This window comes from [Flexibacter] sp. ATCC 35103, from assembly GCF_001975985.1.
Lineage (GTDB): Bacteria > Bacteroidota > Bacteroidia > Flavobacteriales > Flavobacteriaceae > Flavobacterium.
In genome coordinates, this window is record NZ_MTQF01000001.1 from 138,305 (window position 1) to 157,920 (window position 19,616).

14 protein-coding genes are annotated in these 19,616 nt (G+C 34.5%); 3 read left to right on the top strand and 11 right to left on the bottom strand.

What is annotated here, in order from left to right; genetic code table 11:
- Positions 1-313: 313 nt before the first annotated feature.
- From BXU01_RS00510 to BXU01_RS00525, 4 genes are all read right to left on the bottom strand, one after another.
- Positions 314-2,710, bottom strand: coding sequence for an arylsulfatase (locus BXU01_RS00510; protein WP_083691213.1), 2,397 nt, complete (start codon positions 2,708-2,710; stop codon positions 314-316).
- 337 nt (positions 2,711-3,047) lie between these two features.
- Entirely contained in the window at positions 3,048-3,956 is a 909-nt protein-coding gene (locus BXU01_RS00515; RefSeq protein WP_083691214.1) for a hypothetical protein, read from the bottom strand.
- 262 nt (positions 3,957-4,218) lie between these two features.
- A complete protein-coding gene (locus tag BXU01_RS00520; RefSeq protein WP_083691215.1) occupies positions 4,219-7,167 on the bottom strand; it encodes an Ig-like domain-containing protein in 2,949 nt (982 codons plus the stop codon).
- Positions 7,168-7,516: 349 nt separating this feature from the next.
- A complete protein-coding gene (locus tag BXU01_RS00525) occupies positions 7,517-7,888 on the bottom strand; it encodes a helix-turn-helix domain-containing protein (protein ID WP_083691216.1) in 372 nt (123 codons plus the stop codon).
- 154 nt (positions 7,889-8,042) lie between these two features.
- On the opposite strand from BXU01_RS00525, the gene BXU01_RS00530 reads away from it, so the two are divergent.
- Positions 8,043-8,648, top strand: coding sequence for an FMN-dependent NADH-azoreductase (locus BXU01_RS00530; protein WP_083691217.1), 606 nt, complete (start codon positions 8,043-8,045; stop codon positions 8,646-8,648).
- Positions 8,649-8,725: 77 nt separating this feature from the next.
- Here the strand turns inward: BXU01_RS00530 and BXU01_RS00535 are convergent, their stop codons facing one another.
- The 3 genes from BXU01_RS00535 to BXU01_RS00545 form a co-directional block, all read right to left on the bottom strand.
- Positions 8,726-9,178, bottom strand: a complete 453-nt coding sequence (locus BXU01_RS00535) for a hypothetical protein (protein WP_083691218.1) — start codon at positions 9,176-9,178, stop codon at positions 8,726-8,728.
- A gap of 178 nt (positions 9,179-9,356) precedes the next feature.
- Positions 9,357-9,992 (bottom strand): hypothetical protein, encoded by a 636-nt coding sequence (locus BXU01_RS00540; protein ID WP_083691219.1) that lies wholly within the window; start codon positions 9,990-9,992, stop codon positions 9,357-9,359.
- A gap of 292 nt (positions 9,993-10,284) precedes the next feature.
- Positions 10,285-10,479 carry a hypothetical protein gene (locus BXU01_RS00545; RefSeq protein WP_083691220.1) on the bottom strand — a complete coding sequence of 65 codons (195 nt, stop codon included), beginning with the start codon at positions 10,477-10,479 and terminating at the stop codon, positions 10,285-10,287.
- Between the two features lie 210 nt (positions 10,480-10,689).
- On the opposite strand from BXU01_RS00545, the gene BXU01_RS00550 reads away from it, so the two are divergent.
- Both BXU01_RS00550 and BXU01_RS00555 read left to right on the top strand, forming a co-directional pair.
- A complete protein-coding gene (locus tag BXU01_RS00550) occupies positions 10,690-11,910 on the top strand; it encodes a DUF763 domain-containing protein (RefSeq protein ID WP_083691221.1) in 1,221 nt (406 codons plus the stop codon).
- Between the two features lie 91 nt (positions 11,911-12,001).
- A complete protein-coding gene (locus BXU01_RS00555) occupies positions 12,002-14,401 on the top strand; it encodes an ATP-dependent helicase (RefSeq protein WP_083691222.1) in 2,400 nt (799 codons plus the stop codon).
- Positions 14,402-14,414: 13 nt separating this feature from the next.
- Here the strand turns inward: BXU01_RS00555 and BXU01_RS00560 are convergent, their stop codons facing one another.
- The 4 genes from BXU01_RS00560 to BXU01_RS00575 form a co-directional block, all read right to left on the bottom strand.
- Entirely contained in the window at positions 14,415-15,857 is a 1,443-nt protein-coding gene (locus BXU01_RS00560; protein WP_083691223.1) for a DHA2 family efflux MFS transporter permease subunit, read from the bottom strand.
- A gap of 61 nt (positions 15,858-15,918) precedes the next feature.
- Positions 15,919-16,443, bottom strand: a complete 525-nt coding sequence (locus tag BXU01_RS00565) for a PPC domain-containing DNA-binding protein (RefSeq protein WP_083691224.1) — start codon at positions 16,441-16,443, stop codon at positions 15,919-15,921.
- A 176-nt stretch (positions 16,444-16,619) separates the two neighbouring features.
- Entirely contained in the window at positions 16,620-18,740 is a 2,121-nt protein-coding gene (locus BXU01_RS00570) for a cation:proton antiporter (protein WP_083691225.1), read from the bottom strand.
- A 3-nt stretch (positions 18,741-18,743) separates the two neighbouring features.
- A complete protein-coding gene (locus BXU01_RS00575; protein ID WP_083691226.1) occupies positions 18,744-19,319 on the bottom strand; it encodes a hypothetical protein in 576 nt (191 codons plus the stop codon).
- Positions 19,320-19,616: the final 297 nt, after the last annotated feature.

Below are 19,616 nucleotides of genomic sequence, written 5' to 3' on the forward strand. Positions count from 1 at the left end.
CAATTTATAAAATTGCTGAAAGAACCCAATATTGGATACAATTAAAAAAATGAATATGTAAATAATTACTTTTCGCACTTCACAAATTTAGTTGATACGCTAAAATAAACCCAAATCTTAAGCAAGATCTAAGAGACTTTTATCATTTTACCTGAATAATCAGGGAAAAATTTAGTTTATATTATTAAAACTTATAAAATAATAAAGTCTTATTGATTTCGATCATTTACTTTAATAGTAAAAACCTCTAAATTCGTTTGATTTTAGAGGTTTTTATTTTTGATAGTGTTTATAAAATACTTTTGATTAATCTTTATTCTCTTGCCATTTTAACTTTAAATTCGTGTTCAACATTTTGATACGCATCGTCACTTACATCATAAACTACTTTTGCAATACTTCCTCCAGTAAAATCAAATTTAGCTTTGTATTGTTTGCTTACCGGATCTCCTGAGTCACGGCCTATACATAATCCTTCTCCTGAAAGTGAATAATGCCCTGCTTGTGTACGGAATGCTTTTTCTTCGACCACTTTTCCGTCAACATAAAGTTTCATTTTTCCCAGAGTTTCATTCTTTTCGCTCATTTTTTCTTTTACGAATTCAACCCCAACTATATGTTGTCCGGTTGCAGGCAATGAGGTGCTTAAAACCTGCTCTGGTGCGAGTCCCAGAAAATTGTATACATACGTGAGTTTTCCGCCGCTGGCAAATAAACTATATCCTCCAAAACGAGATCCCTGAGAAACGATAACCCCTTTTGTTTTTTTTGTAAAATCTACTTCTGCTAAAATTTTAAAAGAGCGTCCAAGAGTTGGTGCCGCAGAAGCTTCGGGAATTTCTGTAGTTCCCGGATAATAGATAAATCTTCCGTCTGCCGGTATCTCTTTATGATATTCCATAGCATGAAATTCATTTACTGAAACATCATTTAATGGTAAAACATTATACTTCTTAGCTTCATCCATCCATACTTGTTGCAGTTCCTTAACCTTATCGGGATATTTTGAAGCTAGATCTGTAGATTCTGAGCGATCTGCATCCACATGATACAACTCCCATTTATCCTTATCAAAATTTCCAATATTTACCGGAAGTGCTCCATGAACTGCTGTAACTTTCCAGCCATCTTTCCAGAGTCCTCTTGTACCCACCATTTCGTAATATTGTACTTTTTTTGTGGTTGGCGCCTTTTCATTATCGAAACTGTATTTCATAGAAACCCCTGCAAGCGGGGTTTGTTTTACGCCATCTACTACATCAGGCATTTTAACTCCGCAGACTTCTAATATCGTTGGCACAATATCTGTACAATGATGGTATTGGCTTCTAATTTCGCCTTTGGCTTTTATACCTTTTGGCCAGCAAATTACAAGAGGATCTGCTGTACCACCACTATATCCTGAATATCTTTTAAACATTTTAAATGGTGTCGAAAAAGCAGTTGCCCAGCCTGTTGGATAATGATTATAGGTATCTTGTGATCCCAGTTTATCGATCATGCTTAAATTAACATTCAGATCATCCGGATAGGCATTAAAAAAATTATTTTCATTTACAGAACCATTTGGAGAACCTTCTCCAGAGGCACCATTATCTGCGCAATACATGATTAATGTGTTATCAAACTGTCCTGAATCTTTTAAGTATTTAATTACGCGTCCCACTTCTGCATCAGTATATTCAGAATAAGCAGCATAAACCTCGGCCATACGACTGAACAGTTTTTTCTCTTCCGGTGATAGTGTGTTCCAAGGTCTTACTGTATCACCTTCAGAAAATTTTCCTTTAGGCATAGGATTTATTGGTGTAAGTTTCGTGTCTTTTGGCAGGATACCTTTATCGATCATACGTTTTAATACCCAATCTCTGTAGGCTTCATATCCATCATCAAACTTGCCTTTGTATTTCGCAATATAATCTGCAGGTGCTTGATGTGGTGCATGATTAGCTCCCGGATTGTACCACATAAACCAGGGCTTATCCGGTTTTGACTGTTTCGTGTCCTGAATGTAAGCAATTGCCTTATCAGCCAAATCCTTACTCAAATGATACCCGTCATCAGGCTGATATGGCTGATCTACAAAATGATTGTCTTCTATCAGGGCCGGATACCATTGATTGGTTTCTCCGCCTATAAAACCATAAAACCTATCAAAACCCAGTCCCAAAGGCCAGCGATCTTTTGAGGAAGCCATATCCAGCGCATCAACAGGAACATTATGATTTTTGCCTATCCAGAATGTAGACCATCCTGCCTGACGAAGTACTGTAGCAAGCGTAGCATTTTCTCTTGGAATATGACCGCTGTATCCCGGAAATCCTACTGCAGATTCAGATATGGAACCAAATCCGTTTTGATGATGATTTCGTCCTGTTAATAATGTCGAACGCGTAGGTGAACATACAGATGTAGTATGCCATTGTGTGTAGGTTAAACCGTCTTTTGCAAGCGCATCCATAGTAGGCATATTGATTCGGCCTCCATAAGGCGACCAGGCTGCGAAACCGGTATCATCGTACAATATAATTAATACATTAGGAGAATCTTTTGGCGCTTTAGTTTCCAGAAATGCTGGCCAGTCTCCTTTTGAATCGCGGATATCTAATTTTATGTCTCCACTGAATTTTTTATCTCCTTGTTTAGTAGGATTTTGTGACATTGCTGTTAAACAGCAAAATAGCAAGATGATTTTTAATTTTTTTTTCATGATAGATTTAGTTAAATGTTAATACTTATTCAATATTGCATGGATCGTATGGTTTCTAACTTTTTCGTAAACAAACCTTTAAATTTAAATCAAATACTACTATTCACCTTACTGAAAAACAAAGAATTAGGTTGCAAAATATAAAATGAAACAAAATTTTGTACTTAAATGCTGCGATACCTTTTGAAAATAAAAAACCTCCAAAATCAAATGACTTTGGAGGTTTGTAATTTTGGTTCTAATTTTAAATAAAAGAAAACATTGATTATTTAACGATCAGTTTTTTAGAAACATTAGAAATGATGATAACACATTATCTTGCTCACCTTCTATAATATTATTTAATATCATTTTCTTTCAATTCATTTTCAAGTCTTTTAATTTCTATTTGATCATTAAGTTCTTTTATTCTCTTTCTATTTGGGTCAACTTCTTTACCAGTTAATGTCAAATCAGCTCTCAATCCTAAACTTACAATTGATTGATTTCCACTAAAGCCTGCTATATTCTGACTTCTCTTAAATGACGTTATGTTCATTTCTCCATAAAATTTTGAAACTTCAAGTCTCACTCCAAAATTAGTTCCATTAAAACTTAATTTTTCAGTTCCTAAAAATTCATTTCTAATTTTAGTGTTAGAATCTAGTCCATAATCTCCACCTAGTCTTCTTGTTGCTAGTCCAAAAGACATAATTAATTTTATTTTCTCATTAGTATTAAACAATAAAGTATTCAATATTAAATAGTCAATATTTAATTCAAATGAATTAATTGTAGTTGGAACAGACAAAGTGTCTTTTATCCAAGTAGTATTATTAACTCTAAAACTAGAATTTAATCCAAATCTTTTTACATTAAAAGGTGATAAATTATCTCCAACATTTTTATAAAAACTCTTTATTCCTAATTTAATGTAAAAATTACTTATCTTATTTGAACTATTTTCAGGTACTAATAAATTTGAACCAAACGCTTTAGTATTAGTAGAATCAATCGCAACGATTTCTTTATTTTGTGAATAAACTGTAAAATTTACATCTCCATAGAACGAGCTTCTTTCAAACTTCAAGCCTAATGTTCCTATCCCTGCAGTTGCCTCCTTTGTGGAATTACTTGCTGGTGTTGAAAAATTGATGTTAGTAGCAATAGAAACTTTAACTGAATCTATCTGACTATTTACATCTTGAGAATAAAATAGGGAACAATTTATAAATAAAATAAAAATTAAATGTAGTTTTCTTCTCATGTTTCTGATTTTAGTTGTTTATAATATTATTTAAGGTCATGATGAACAATAATGAATAAGACAAGAACATTAACGTTATGTATTTTAACCAGTTACAGAATATTTATGTAATTGAAATCTAATTTACATAACGTTGCAGAAAAAAGCACTAAGTATAATTACCTGATTTTAACAACAAAAATTTTACATACAAAAAAAGGCAAGACTACTTAAGTCTTGCCTTTTGGATAAACAAACATGTTGCAATTTGTTAGTAAAAAAACTATTTCACAATTAGCTTTTTAGAAACATTAAAATCAATAGAATTAATGGTAACAACATATATTCCTGAAGCTAAATCATGATTGATTTTTGCAGAAGCAGGAATCTTTTTTACGAGAACTTTTCTTCCATTAATATCAATAACGGTTACTGTTGCAATATCACCTGCTTTTAATTCCGGAAGTACAATATTAAATTCATTGTTGGTTGCGGGATTAGGATAAATATTGATCGAAGAATTATTTTCAACTGTTACTTCGGCTTCATTTGTATTGATTTTTTTTGATGTAGAAACAGTTTGAAATTGCCATTGCGCGCTTTCCCAATTGTTTTGAGCTCCGGCATATTGAGCAGAACCATTTAGGTTTTCGATATGAATCATGCTTCCTGTCTGCCATCTGTTTTTGATTCTCACCCACGTAGCATCAACATTTTCCGTTGACCATTGTGCGCTGTACCAACCAGTAGATCCAGCAGTACATTGCACTGCACCGGTTAAGTTTTCTATATGTATTATATCTCCTGTACCTACATTTTTTAGAATATAATAAGTAGCATCAACCGCAACTTTTTCCCATTTGTAATTATTGTTTGCTACAGTCGCACCATATCCTACATTGGCTCCGGCATCATATAAATAATTACCAGTCCATTTATTTTTAATCGTAAAATAATTTCCTGTTGCTGTACTTACGGTAATTGCAGCTGTACTTGTTTTATTTCCGTCTGCAGTTGTTACTGTAATTGTTGCCGTTCCGTTAGAAACTGCCGTCACCAAACCAGAAGCATTAACCGTTGCTACACCAGTATTATTTGATGCATAACTTACTGTTTTATTTGTTGCATTAGACGGCAGAACCGTTGGTGTTAATTGTTGTGTTGCACCAACGCTTAATGATGCCGAACCCGGACTAAGACTCACGCTTGTTACTGCCACATTTGATGAATTTACGGTGATTACAGCAGTTGCCGTTTTGGCGCCATCCTGAGTAGTAACTGTAATTGTTGCAGATCCTGAAGCAATTGCAGTAACTAAACCTGAACCGTTTACAGTTGCTACACCAGTATTATTAGAACTATACGTTACCGTTTTGTTTGTAGCATTTGCCGGAGCAACGGTTGGCGTTAATTGATGTGTTGCACCAATGCTCAAAGTAGCTGTTGCAGGTGTAACTGTAACTCCTGTAACCGGAACTGATGTACCCGAACAATTGCTGCTTGGTGTCCAGGAAAATGTACCAATTGCACTGGTTTCTTCATTACTGCCTGCGTTACCGCCTCTGTTAGAATAATTCATGTTGCAATACGTACCATTTCCAGCGGGAGAACCTGCTATAAGTACAAAAAATCCTCTGCCCCAGTTTCTGTTAAGCGCATTATTATTTGGATATTCTTTCCCAGTTCCGTTTACGGTTATATCCTTAAAACTAAGATTATAAATACCATCTCCTGATCTTTTGCTTATAGAAATAGCATCGTTTCTTGAATCCAGAATATCGATGTTATAAAGCTGAACATTTTTTACCTGAGATCCTGCATTAGTAGCGCTAAAAATATCTACCGCCGCTACTGGATTGTTATACGTATCATTAAAAGTTCCGCATGTTGATACTGTGATATCGTGTATTTCATGCATTCCGTCATTGTTAAATGGTGCTCCGGGAAAATTATTACTTACTCTGATTCCTGCTTCCAGATTGTCTTTTATAATTAAATTGTAAGCTTTGTTATTTTTTCCGCCATAAATAGCCAGACCACAAGCACGCCAGCAATTTTCTGAAGTATTGTATCTAAACGTATTATTGATACATTCCAGTCCGTCAGCAGACCAGATTGCCTGATCGTCATCACCATTGTTTCTAAAATTACAATGCTCTACAATAGAATTTGCCGTTCCTTTGCAAAGGTTGATTCCATCAGCATAATTATTTCTAAAACGACAATTTGATAAAGTAAAACCATCTGCAATTGCAGGTCCGCCAACATTGTATTGTGCGATCCAGGCGCCGCATTCAAAATGTTCTGCCCAAATATTTTTTACGGCTGAACCAGCTGTAAAAACGCCATTAATCGCTTTATACGAATTACTTCTCGATGCCGAATTTGTTGTTAAATAAAGATCTGTAAAGGAGATATTGCTTGCATTGGCACGTAATCCTCCATTACCGCTGCTGGTGTTGGTAAAATTAATTTGGGTATACCACATTCCGGCACCTATTAGTGAAGTATTTGCAGCACCAAAATACAATTCTCTGTTAACGTTAAAAACACCGCTTGGAACAAATATTTTTTTACCGCCGTTTGCATCAATAAAAGTCTGAAGATCACTTCCGTTTCCGGTATATGTCACAGAACCGGCCGGAGCAGTAACCGCTGTTGGAACCGGTTCCATCTCAGCAAAATCTACATGAACATTACCGGATTCCCTTACCAGTTTTAACGTTCCGGATACTGCTATTTTAGCCGGAAGTTTATAACGTACTTCGTCAAATCGCATTCTCGGGTTTTGATTTGTAATTCCGTTATTATTAGGGTTTCCGTTGCTCCATAAATATTCCCATGACCAGGTTGCCGTCAAGGTAAGTGTTGTAATTTTTGTATTGCCGTTATACACGCCCAAAGTAGCTGTTTGCCCGTCAGGAACACTGTATCGAATTACAAGTCCGTCGGCAGCTTCATTAAGCGTCCATTGAACCGTTGCATTTGCTGCAGACATGTTTACACATTGCTGGTCTGAGGCTTCTGACTGAAGATCAGCCTGAACATACGATTTGGGAGTAATCGAGCTTCCATTAGACAATTGCCCCAGATTTGCTTCATATCTTTTATACGGCGCATCATAATAGCCACGCTGCGCTTGTAGATTTGAGGTTAAAAGGACGAAAAACATCCACATTAAAAGACAATATTTGCCTCTTTTAAAATAAATAGCATGTAATGGATTATTCATAATTTCGGTTTTATTAGATTAGTTAATTCCTACAAAAGGATGTAACGAAACTAGAATTAAAAACGAAACTAAAAAAAAGATGGGGTAAAAATCAAGATTTACATTATATCTAAATAAACATAAATACTTATTAATCAATAAATTATAATTTTAAATGAAATAAAAAATCAAGAATCAATATAGATAATAAATCAGCATTTAAGAGAAATCAAATACGAATATTAAAAAAATTAACATCATTTATAATGACATTCTTTCTTTTTATATATAATAATATAAAATTCATTTTTAAAGAACCAAATTTAGTAGAATTGGCAACGAAAGAGATTACAAAAATTGTTTGAAAGATTTATTTTCTCATACTTTCTTTGACTTTTTCCCTGTGCATTTGTCCCCAAATGCTAAGTTCGCGTATTACACTTTTTAGTGTACGGCTGTATTCTGTTGCTTCATATATAATACTCACCGGAGTTGTAGAATGTACAGTACGTTTAATAAAGTCATTTAATTCCAGATCTTTAAGTTCTTTCGCTAAAACTTTTGGCGAGATCCCTTCAATCTCTTTTTTTATTTCATTAAAACGTTTAGGTGACTGAATAATACTCAGAATTAAAGCAATCTTCCATTTTCCATTTAAAACATAGAGTGCATCTATAATATTTCTAAGAGATCCTGTACATTCATCCTTTGTAGGAAGCTCTTGTTCTTCGATTGTTTTCATGGCAGTAAAGATACAAAGTTTCCTAAAGGTAACTGATTTCCTTTAGGAAACTCCTGTCTTTTGCACACTTCGCAACTGTAACTTTGCTTTGAATAAAACCTATATGGCTAATCATTATTAGACTGTAAAAAGTAACATTAAAACCCTATAAATTATGAAACACATTCTTCATGTAATCTCCAGTATTCAGCTCAAAGAATCCTACAGTATTAAACTTGGTAACGTTATTATCGAAAAAATTCAGGAAAAATATCCTAATAGTACAGTTGACGAATTAAATCTGACAGATCTGGATATTCCGCATCTTAATCCGGAATCGCTTCGAAAACTATTTACTCCGGCTGATTATCTGAGTAAGGAAGAATTAGAATCTGTCACATTCTCAAATAATTTAATTGAACAATTATTAGCAGCTGATATCGTGGTTATTGGTGCACCGCTCTACAACTTTACCATTCCTTCGACATTAAAAGCCTGGATTGATCATATTACAAGACCCGGAATAACTTTTGGATACGGAGAAGACGGCAGGCCAACAGGTTTAATAAAAAATAAAAAAGTGTATGTTGCCATGACTTCCGGTGGTGTATATTCTGAAGGGCCAGGTCAGGCAAATGATTTTGTTGTTCCTTATTTGCAGGCTTTTTTAGGATTTCTGGGTATGACAAATCTCACAGCATTTCGCGCAGAAGGACTAAAAGTTCCTGAATTAAAGGAAAATGCCATGAGTAAAGCGATCAATAGCATAACGATTGATTAGTTTTCAGGACTTCTATAAACGAAGAAAACCTCCAGATTCAAATGAATTTGGAGGTTTAATTTTTTTAAAATATAGTATTACATTTCGTTCAATTCGTTGAACTCGTGTAAAGATTTTAATGTGTTTTCGTAAAATAAAATCGCTGCGATTAAGTTTCCTTTATCAGAATATGGCATCATTTTTCTTTGAAACTCTACGGTTGTATCTAAGAAAGTTGTAGTACCAACTGCTTGCGCATCTAATACTTTTTTGTGCTCAGTGTCGTCCGGAATACCTAAATCTGCCATTGTAACTCCTGGTTTAGTAACCAAAGCTATGTACGGAAGTGTTTTTACTAACACTTTAATACGTTCAATGTATAGTTCCAAAAGTTCTCCTTTTTGCATACCACTCAATTCTTTTTGATCATGGTATTTACGGATAAGAGCTGTTGTACTTATAATACTTCTTGGAGCATTTTTTGCCTGAGCTGAAATAGCTCCGGTTGTCAAGAAAAAAAGGATACTTAGTAAAATAATTTTGCTGTTCATTTTCTTAATGTAATTGGTTGTTGATTAAAACAAAAATATATAAATTAACTTAAATTGCAACTTTATTGATTTCTTTTTTTTTTATTTTTTTTAACAAATCGTTTTATGTCATTCTATTGGCCTTTAACGGCGTATTAATGCAATCTGTCTTGAAAAAGAATCATTATAAGATTTTTACTTATGATTTGATAATCCTGAAACGTCCCGGATATTTGATCCATATACTTTTTTTGTTGCCGTAATAGTCCATAAAGTCTTCACAAACAAAAACGGCATGTGCTGTTGACCATGCTACAACGCCGCAAAATTCGCTTCCTGATTCCCGTTTTAGTTTTTGTATTTGCTTGCCTTCTTTAAATCCTAAATATTTGTAAATTGTTGGGGTATATACTGTACCGTCTTCCAAATCTTCGAGTGCCTTGTCAAAAGTTGACTTTTTGTCGATGATCTGTTTGTATTTTGCCATCACTGCATAAGTCATTACGGCATAATCTGTAATTTTTTCGCTCTCGCAATTGTCTTTTATATAGACAAATCCGGCAGAAAAATTAGCTTTTTCTATCTCTGAATTTTTAAGATTAAATGATGCGTTATTTTTTAATGTTATTTTATACAAACTGTCATTTACGGTTTCGGTTACAAAAAGATTGTCTAATCCGTAAACATTCAAAGCTGCTTTAATAAATGCAATTGAGGAACAGTTGGTACGTTCTCCTTGTTTAAAGCTTTCAAATATTTGATCTGAGCTCAGTTGTGCATAAGAAGTGCTGCAAATAAAAATGAAAAATAAAAATATTGAAGTAACAGATTTCATTGTCGTTAGATTTTATAATTTTTTCTCCACTATTTTTTGGAAATATATTGATTTTACAAATCTATAAAAATCAGTCCATACTTGTCTTTTTAGTTCTTAACTTTTATTAAAAATTGTAAAAGGCGCTAAAATACTGGGGTTGTAAAAGTATAATGACTTAAATTATTTTCTAAATAAAAAAAATCCGTAAGAAAATTAATATTGTTTCCTGCTCTGCTAACTTATGAGCAGCCAATAAACACAAACCAAATAAAAACGTCTCAAATCCTAAAATTTGAGACGTTTTTATTTTCTACTTTTTTTCTTCATTATTGAGTTTATCATCTAAATCTGGTTGTTCGCCTTTGAACTTGTGCGTATCAACATCATAATTCTCATCGTTTGTTAAAACTTCATCATGATCTTTATATTGATGTTTTCTCATGTCACTACGAGTATCAGAGCCACTTTTTTTAGTGCTATTCTGATTTTGATTGTTTGTGTTCATATCTCTAAGTTTTAAATTTTAATAAAATTACTTAAATACTAATACGTACGCTTATACAATCATTTCTAAAAGTTATAAAATACCACCATAGCTTTTTTGATTATTTATTATTATTTCCCTTTTCCCCATTAAACTCTGATTTAAAATACATTGAATCCTGTTTAGCCGTTAAGCGTATTTTACTTATTTTTGTGTAAATAAATCCAACAAATGAAACGTTCCGGCACAGCAGATCTTCCCTTACATTATGGGCATGTTCCTTTATGGCTTTCAGAACGAATGTCTAAACTTGGTTTTGCTATTGTAGAAACCATTGCTTTAGAATTTTCTACTTCAGAAGTAATCAGTAAATTAAGTAATCCTTTCTGGTTTCAAAGTTTTGGTGCTGTTATGGGAATGGACTGGCATTCCTCCGGCATTACCACATCTGTACTTGGCGCATTGAAAAGATCCGTAAACCCGCATTCTAAAGAACTTGGAATATACATTTGCGGAGGCAAAGGAAAAAGTTCAATGTTAACTCCTCAGGAACTTTTATTTGTAGGTGAAAAAACGGGTCTTGACGGTAATAATCTGGCAAATTGCAGCAGGCTTACCGCTAAAGTAGACAATACAGCGATTCAGGACGGATTTCAATTGTACCAGCATAATTTTATTGTAGACAACAAAGGGCAATGGGCGGTAATCCAGCAAGGAATGAACCCTAACTCTCAGACTGCAAGAAGATATCATTGGCAATCAGCAGATTTAAAGTCTTTTATAAATGAGCCGCATACCTTTATTTATGGCGAAAATCAAGGTACAATATTAAATCTTACGGCTCAGGCAGCAACAAAATCCCGAGAAGGTATTTTAGAATTATCAAAAGAATCTCCCACAAAAATCATGAAGGAAATGCAGTATCTTTCTATGCCGGCGCATCATGATGTACGAATCGAAGATGTAAACATGAAGAGACTTGGCGCAATGCTCTGGACAACGCATGAGAATAAACCGGAAGATTTTGAGGAACTATTGCTTTTAAAAGGTATGGGACCAAGAGCTTTGCAGTCACTGGCATTGGTTAGCGAAATAATTTACGGTACTCCTACCCGATTTGAAGATCCTGCGCGTTTTTCATTTGCTCACGGAGGAAAAGACGGACATCCGTTTCCTGTTCCTGTAAAAATCTATGATGAGACTATCGACACTTTACAAAGAGCGATTCAACGTGCGAAAATTGGCAATAGTGATAAAATACACGCGATTCAGAAATTATCTGAAATCTCACGAAAAGCCGAAGAAAGTTTTACACCCAATACGAACTTCGATGCACTGATCCAGAGAGAACGGGACGAATCGCATAAATACGGCGGAAGAACTATTTTTGGAGATGCAAAACCTCCTAAAAAAAGACCTGAAAATCCCGGAAATCAACTGGAATTATTTTAACTTAGTGTGTAATTGAATTCAAATAAAAATTTATTGTACCTGTTGCTATTTTCACTGCGGTACAAACCAAAACACCTTATAATTATCAAAAATGACTGATCCGATTTTAGAAAATCTAAACGCACAACAACTTCAGGCTGTTAAAACTACCGAAGGTTATGTACGTGTTATTGCCGGAGCAGGATCAGGAAAAACAAAAGCCCTGACATCTAGATTTGCTTATATTGTAAACAGGCTTGGAATTAATTCCTCGAATATTCTTTGTGTGACTTTTACCAATAAGGCAGCGCAGGAAATGAAAAAAAGAGTAAAAGCGCTTATTGGCGATACTTTTGATGTGAGCCTTATTACCACTTACCACGGTTTTTGCGTGCGGTTTCTGCGAGAAGAAATCAACAAAATTCATTATCCTAAAAATTTCATTATTCTGGATACCGAAGATCAAAAGACCATTTTGCGTGATGTTTTTACAGAACTTGATATAAACTCCAAACACCTGACTTTTAAACAAGTGCTTCAGTTTATTTCAAAATCAAAAAGTACATCAGATTATCTGAGTTATATTCTGGACAATAAAGCTTTTGAAGATCAGGAAACCGAAAATTTATCGTTGAAAGTATTTCATAGGTATCTGGACAAACAGAAACGTAATTATGCTTTGGATTTTGACGATCTGATACATTTTACGGTTTATATCTTAAACTCTTTTAAGGAAGTGCTGCTTAAATGGCAGAAAAATATGCATTATATACAGGTAGATGAAGCTCAGGATAGTTCTGACAGCCAGTTTGAGCTTGTTGAAATGCTTTCCCGAATTCATAAAAATTTATTTGTGGTGGGAGATCCTGATCAGACTATTTATGAATGGCGAGGTGCGAAACCTGAATATCTGGTAGATTTTGATAAGATGTTTCCGGATTGTGAAACGATTATCATGAATCAGAATTACCGTTCTACGCCCAATATCCTGAAAGTAGGAAATCATATTATTAAAAATAACAAAATAAGGGTTGCCAAAGATATGATTACCGAAAAACCGGAAGGTTTTGAGGTAGTGCATTTTCATGGAAAAAATGATTTTGAAGAAGCTTTATGGATTGCCAATGAAATCAAGGATATTGTTAAAACCGATAATGCCAAATATTCTGATATTACAATTTTGTATCGTGCCAATCATATTTCAAGAAATATCGAGCAATGCCTGATTAAAGAAAATATCCCCTATTCTATTTTTGGCGGAATAAAATTCTTTGAAAGAAAAGAAATAAAAGATGTTTTATCGCTGTTAAGACTGATTGTTTTAGGAGATAACATTTCGTTTTTGCGAATGTTCAATCATCCGACAAGAGGTCTTGGAAAAAAATTTCTGGAACGTCTAAACTATATTGGCCGCGAACAAAATCTTTCTCTTCTCGAAGCCCTGAAAAGAAATATTGAGGACAAGGAATTAGGCAAAAAAGGTGCAATCGAATTTCTGGCTTTACTGGAAGAATTAAAACAGTTGTCCCAAACCAAATCAATATCTGATCTGGTAAAAGATATTCTGGAAAAAAGCGGTCTGGCTGAGCTTTACAGAAAAGACGGCGATGAGGACCGACTAGAGAATATTAAAGAACTGGTAAGTTCTATGCTGATTCTGGAAAAAGAAAATAATGGTGCCATAAATATCGAAGAATATCTGCAGGAAGTTTCCTTGTATACAGATCTGGATACCAATAATGAAAATCAGGACAAGGTAAAATTAATGACAATCCATATCTCGAAAGGACTCGAATTTCCTTATGTTTTTCTTTGCGGATTCACAGAAGGCGTTCTGCCTAGTGCCATGTCAATAAAAGAAAGACGAAAACGTGCCATTGAAGAAGAAAGAAGACTTACTTATGTTGCCGTTACCAGAGCCGAAAAAAGATTTTATATCACAGACTCTGAAGGATTTAATTTTACTACAGGTCTTAATAAATATCCATCACGCTTTCTTTTTGAAATAAGCGAAGAATTCTACATTCGAAAAGGCAAATTAAGTCAGGAAATTATCGACAGCAGCAAGCAGCAATCAAACAATATTCAAGCAGAAAACGACACGAATTTTAGTGTTGGGGATTTCGTGATGCATGAAGTATGGAAAAAAGGAAAAGTTACCGAGGTCAATGCGGATAAAAACGAATACATCATCGATTTCTTTGAAATTGGGAAGGAGAAACCAATAGATTTTTCTTTTCAGTTTCTAACAAAAATACCTAATGAACAAGAAGATGCTATTCCTGTAAATACTGATAAACAAAAAGCTGCCAGAGATTTTGAATTGCATTTAGAATCACAGGAAAATCCTTTTGAAGAAAATAATACCGAAATAAATTCTAAAATAGAAACCGCAGTCGAACCTGAAATAATTAAAACTGTAAAACCGGAGTCCAAAATTGATTTTGACTCAGAAAGTGAAACAGAAAACACCTCAGACATGGATAAAAAATGGTGGAAATTTTGGGATTAAAACTCCCCAGATTTTAATCTGTATATTCTTCCCCATCGGTTTTGCTTAACCTGGAGAATGTTATACTCGAAAAAATGGTAAAAATGGCAAGTGTTATAAAAGTATATTGAAAGGCATGTTTGGTATTCATTTCGAACATACCGGACTGAAATAACGAAAGTACAAGACTTGCTACAGATACTCCAAAACTTACTGATAATTGCTGCATGATTACGAGCATTGTATTTCCGCCGCTGGCGGTATTTTGATCCAGATCAGAAAGCGTGATGGTATTCATCGCAGACATTTGTATCGAAGTAAAGATTCCGTAAAAAACCATTAGTACGATATAATAGCCAAGCGGCGTATCTTTTTCTACAAATCCCAGTACAATCAATATCACTCCCAGCATTATCGTATTGCTTATGAGCACATTTCTGTATCCCATAAATTTTATAATGCGCACCATAAAAGGTTTAATTGCAACATTTGCCAAAGCCGACGGTAACAACAAAAGTCCGGATACAGAAGCCGAATAACCAAAACTGGTCTGAAGCATTAAAGGCAATAATAAAGGTAATCCGCCAATACCAAGCCTTGTGATCAAACTGCCTGTTAAACCTATTTTTAGTGTTCTTATATTAAGTAATCGTAAGTCTATAATAGGTTTTTCGGTTCTTTTGTAATGAATAAAATAAAACACAGAAAGTAATCCTGACAGGAATAACAGTCCCATAATAAGCATAATATGCATTCGGCCTCTGCCAATAAGTTCCAGAACCATGGTGATAAATATCAGCGCGAGACTAAAGTAAATTAATCCTCTAAAATCAAATCTGCCAACAGCATGCTTAAAATTAGGCATGATTTTGTAAGCCATAGAAATCCCAATAATCCCAATGGGAACATTCACTAAAAATATCCAGTGCCAGGAGAAATTATCAGACAGAAATCCGCCCAGACTTGGTCCAACGACCATTCCTAATAAACCAAAAATCGTTATAAAGTTCATGGTTTTTAATAATTCTTTCTTGGGATATTGATATAAAATGGCAAGTCTTGCTACAGGAACCATCATAGATGCGCCAATTGCCTGCACCACTCTGGCAAGGTTAAACGTGGTTAAATCAACAGAAAGCGCACAAAAAAGCGAACCGGTTACAAATAAGCCAACAGCAATCATAAACATTGTTCTTGTGCCAAATTTATCTGCCAGCCAGCCTGACAACGGAATAAACATGGCAAGCGTAAGTGTATAGGTAACAATAACAGAATGCATTTGTGTAGGCGAATAGGCCATATCACGTGCTATGGACGGAAGTGAGGTATTTAAAATTGTACCGTCAAGGGATTGAATAAACATTGCCACAGCAGTAACCCATGGCAGAAGATGCACCGCATTGTTCTCTTTCTGCTCTGTTTTAATGATCTCTTTTATATTGGTTTCTATTGTATTAGTTTCTGTTTTATTTATCATAGTATAAGTAATCGAAGCCTGAATGAATCACGCTTTTTTCATTTGTTGAAATTCGCGTTTTTTAATTCGCACAAGGCAGCTGCAGTACATTGGCGTTTAAAGGCTGTTCTATTTTTCTTTGAAGTTTTTCCTGGTTTACTGTTATGTATATTTCCATAGAACCGGTTCCTACTTTAAGCCCAAGAATATGTCCGCCATAGGCATCAAATTTTTCATCTGTGGCGATTCCGTGAATATGCAGGGAGGGTTTATCTTCATTCCAGGCAATAGAACCTGTCAGATTTCCCATTTCGACTTTATGGAAGGTTTTTGGATTAAATTTCTTTTTATTAAAATCATAAAAGCCAAATGTAACTTCCTGCGCAAAACCAATACCGGTAAAGTTCGCAGAAGGAATTTGTTGCTCTTTTGACAGATTTTCGATTAAAGCAAGTACATTATCTCCTTCTCTTAAAACCATCAAATAACCGTAAGATGTTTTGGTATAACGGCATTTTTCGCTGTTTTCTTTTTGTTGCGCGCCCACTAAATTTACTATCAGACAAAGCATTGCCCCGACTATTATTTTTTTTGATGCTAAAAACATAGGGATTCAATTTTAAAAATTAATTAAATTTACCGAATTACCACATGAGGAAATTTACAGTATTTTTTATTGTTATTACACAACTCCAATCCTTAATTTTGAGAGAAAATCAACAATAAGTATTTATTGCCTGCAAAATCAAATGACTTTAGAAATTCCCTTAAAAATGATTCTTTTTATTTGAAAATTTTACCAATAATTTTTCCGATATCCGCAAAATCATCCAGATTACTTACCGCTCTTTTTTCGGTCTCGGTATTGTCAATTTTAGAGAACGGATAAATTAATATGTAATTGTTATTGCTAAGGTTTTTATTTAAAATCTCGGGAACTTTCTGCATCTGCGGAAAATAAGAATGCATACCTCTGTCTGCCATTAAAAGAACCAAACCTTCATCCTCTTCTAAGCTACTTGCTGCATTTTGTGCCTCTTGCCAGGAAGTAACGGTATTGAAAACGGCTTCGATACTGGCTTTTTTAGCAATACTTTTTAATATTGCTACTGTTTTTTCATTTGCATAAAAATTCATTTTAGCTCCAGAGTTTTTTCCAATATTCCATACCCTTAATAAAGAATGAAAAAAACCGGGTTCATGCTCTGCATTGGCAGGAATAAGAACGGCATATTTTTTTATGGTCGCAATGGGCTGAACGGCATGGTATATAATTACATTAATTTGCTTGTTATGCAAATAGCCATTATAAAGATTATAAATAAAAGAAGATGAAAATCCTTTTTCTTCTTCCAGGCCTATAATCAAATCAGTAATATTCTGCTCTTTTACTACATTGTTTATACCTGCAATTACGTCATTATCATGACGCGTTATAGGATTTAGTGTAACATCTGCAGCAGCGGCCATATTTACGGCAGCACTAAGTAACCTTTCGGCATTTTTTGCAGACGATTCACTCTTGTCTTCATTAATCACATTAAGGGCAAAAAGTTTGTCTTTATTGGTTTGATTTTTAATAAGAAGTCCCAGATTAACCATTTTCTCAACAGTATGTTCATGATTAACAGCCAGCAGAATATTTTCGTCTTCATCACCAGCTCCTGCAACTGTTTCTTCTTTATCTGCATCAGCAATTCTTTGTGCGCTTGCCATAGAAACAAACGACGAAATGGTACACGAAATCAATATCAGTAAAATGCTTCCGTTAAGAACATGCTCATTTAAAAGTCGGATAGGTTCTCCGGTTTCACTTTCAGACAGGATAATATTATACCCAACCATTACAGATGCCAGTGTGGCTGCTGCAGATGCAGCACTCATTCCAAAAATAAGCCTGCCTTCATCATCTGTAAAACCAAAAGTTTTTTTGGTAAAAACAGCTGCAGCATATTTTCCGCCTATTGAAGCTACGAGCATAACTGCCGCTACACCAAGTGTTTCCCAACTCTGAATAAAAGCATTAAAATCAATCAGCATTCCTACGCTAATTAGAAAAAAGGGAATAAAAATGGCATTTCCCACAAATTCTACGCGATTCATAAGCGATGACGTATGCGGAATAAGCCTGTTTAAGGCAAGACCGGCAAAAAATGCCCCAATAATTGCTTCAATTCCGGCGAGTTCTGCCAGTAAAGCAGCGAGATATATCATAACAATTACAAAAATGTATTGCGAGATCTTGTCTTCGACATTCTTAAAAAACCAGCGCGCTATGATAGGAAATACGAGTAAAACAATCAAGGCAAATACCACCATCGATAAGGAGAGTTTTACCCAGAATGATGTTCCTACTTCTCCCTGCGACATTCCTACTACAACCGCCAATACAACCAGCGATAGTACATCTGTAATCATGGTACCGCCTACGGTAATATTTACGGCTAATTTTTTAGCGATTCCCAGTTTGCTTACCATAGGATAAACAATAAGCGTGTGTGACGAAAAAAGACTGGCAAACAATACCGTGGTCAAAAGAGAAAAATGCAGTACATAATACCCGCCTATTAATCCCAGCACAAATGGCACGATGAAGGTATATAATGAAAAAGTAATACTCTTCCATTTATTTTTTTTAAAGTCGCCCATATCAATTTCCAGTCCGGCTAAAAACATGATGTACAAAAGCCCTGTTGTACCAGTTACCACCACACTGCTGTCTCTGGCAAGAACATTAAACCCGTTGGGACCAATTACTGCTCCGGCAATAATAAGCCCTAAAAGATGCGGCACTTTTATCTTATTTAATAAAAGCGGAATACATAAGATGATTATTAATTCGATAAGAAATTTTAACAGCGGATCCTCAATTGGAAGGCTGACGTGTTGTATACTTAATAACATACCTTATTTTTTTTGAGGAAGGGTAAGTTCTACTGAGAATCTCGCAGTACAGTTATCTTGTCCTGTTATTGTTTGCGTTCCTTTAATAACATTGTTTTTGATATCGTCAAGAACCACATTCATTTTTACTTTATTTTTTGAAAGACTGTCACTGCTGAATTCAAGCATTATTTTATTCTCCATATATTTTGCTTTAAAAACACGTATCAGTTTGGTATTGTTTAGAACATTGGTATAAATTCCGGTAGAATCTGATACAAATTGCCAGGATTCATTGCGTTGATCGCCTATTACATATTGATTGCAATTTGATTCTCTGCATAACATTTTACTGTTCCAGATGCCACGAAGATTTTCCGGCCATTCTTTTATGGATACTTTTTTATCCTCTTCAGAATGTTTTAGTGAAAGGATACTGTCCCGCATTAAGAGCAAGTATTGATAATCTGCTTCTTTCTCTGCAAATTGTTCTTCTTTTAAAGTGATGGCTTTTTCCCTGTTTTGCAGTTCAAGTTCTTTTTTATTTTCACATGAAATAAAAATGCCTGTGAGGATCAAAAGCAGCGATATCTTTTTCATAAATTTTTTTTTGGATATACAATTTAGCCAAAATATACTGGTATACCAAAAAAAGTGTGATAAAACAGGCATAAAATAACCCCAAGGCGAAATTCTAAACCTAATTACCAGTTTGGTTCTAATGTCTTTTTTGGTAAAATTATAAGGTAGTTTTGTACTGGTAATCTTTTGTCTTAAATTTGCGCGACTTCAAAAAAGGCAAAATGCTGAAAAATATAAATCTCTCACATTAAATTCTGCAGAAGTACTAAAATCAATATTATCGATTTTAGATAAGGCATGAATTGTATCGTCTAA

Excerpts from the sequence above, each read along its gene's own strand:
- BXU01_RS00570 (WP_083691225.1), bottom strand. The coding sequence starts at position 18,740 with ATGTTATTAAGTATACAACACGTCAGCCTTCCAATTGAGGATCCGCTG.
- BXU01_RS00520 (WP_083691215.1), bottom strand. The coding sequence starts at position 7,167 with ATGAATAATCCATTACATGCTATTTATTTTAAAAGAGGCAAATATTGT.
- BXU01_RS00510 (WP_083691213.1), bottom strand. The coding sequence starts at position 2,710 with ATGAAAAAAAAATTAAAAATCATCTTGCTATTTTGCTGTTTAACAGCA.
- BXU01_RS00515 (WP_083691214.1), bottom strand. The coding sequence starts at position 3,956 with ATGAGAAGAAAACTACATTTAATTTTTATTTTATTTATAAATTGTTCC.
- BXU01_RS00560 (WP_083691223.1), bottom strand. The coding sequence starts at position 15,857 with ATGATAAATAAAACAGAAACTAATACAATAGAAACCAATATAAAAGAG.
- BXU01_RS00530 (WP_083691217.1), top strand. The coding sequence starts at position 8,043 with ATGAAACACATTCTTCATGTAATCTCCAGTATTCAGCTCAAAGAATCC.
- BXU01_RS00525 (WP_083691216.1), bottom strand. The coding sequence starts at position 7,888 with ATGAAAACAATCGAAGAACAAGAGCTTCCTACAAAGGATGAATGTACA.
- BXU01_RS00550 (WP_083691221.1), top strand. The coding sequence starts at position 10,690 with ATGAAACGTTCCGGCACAGCAGATCTTCCCTTACATTATGGGCATGTT.
- BXU01_RS00575 (WP_083691226.1), bottom strand. The coding sequence starts at position 19,319 with ATGAAAAAGATATCGCTGCTTTTGATCCTCACAGGCATTTTTATTTCA.
- BXU01_RS00535 (WP_083691218.1), bottom strand. The coding sequence starts at position 9,178 with ATGAACAGCAAAATTATTTTACTAAGTATCCTTTTTTTCTTGACAACC.
- BXU01_RS00555 (WP_083691222.1), top strand. The coding sequence starts at position 12,002 with ATGACTGATCCGATTTTAGAAAATCTAAACGCACAACAACTTCAGGCT.
- BXU01_RS00545 (WP_083691220.1), bottom strand. The coding sequence starts at position 10,479 with ATGAACACAAACAATCAAAATCAGAATAGCACTAAAAAAAGTGGCTCT.
- BXU01_RS00565 (WP_083691224.1), bottom strand. The coding sequence starts at position 16,443 with ATGTTTTTAGCATCAAAAAAAATAATAGTCGGGGCAATGCTTTGTCTG.
- BXU01_RS00540 (WP_083691219.1), bottom strand. The coding sequence starts at position 9,992 with ATGAAATCTGTTACTTCAATATTTTTATTTTTCATTTTTATTTGCAGC.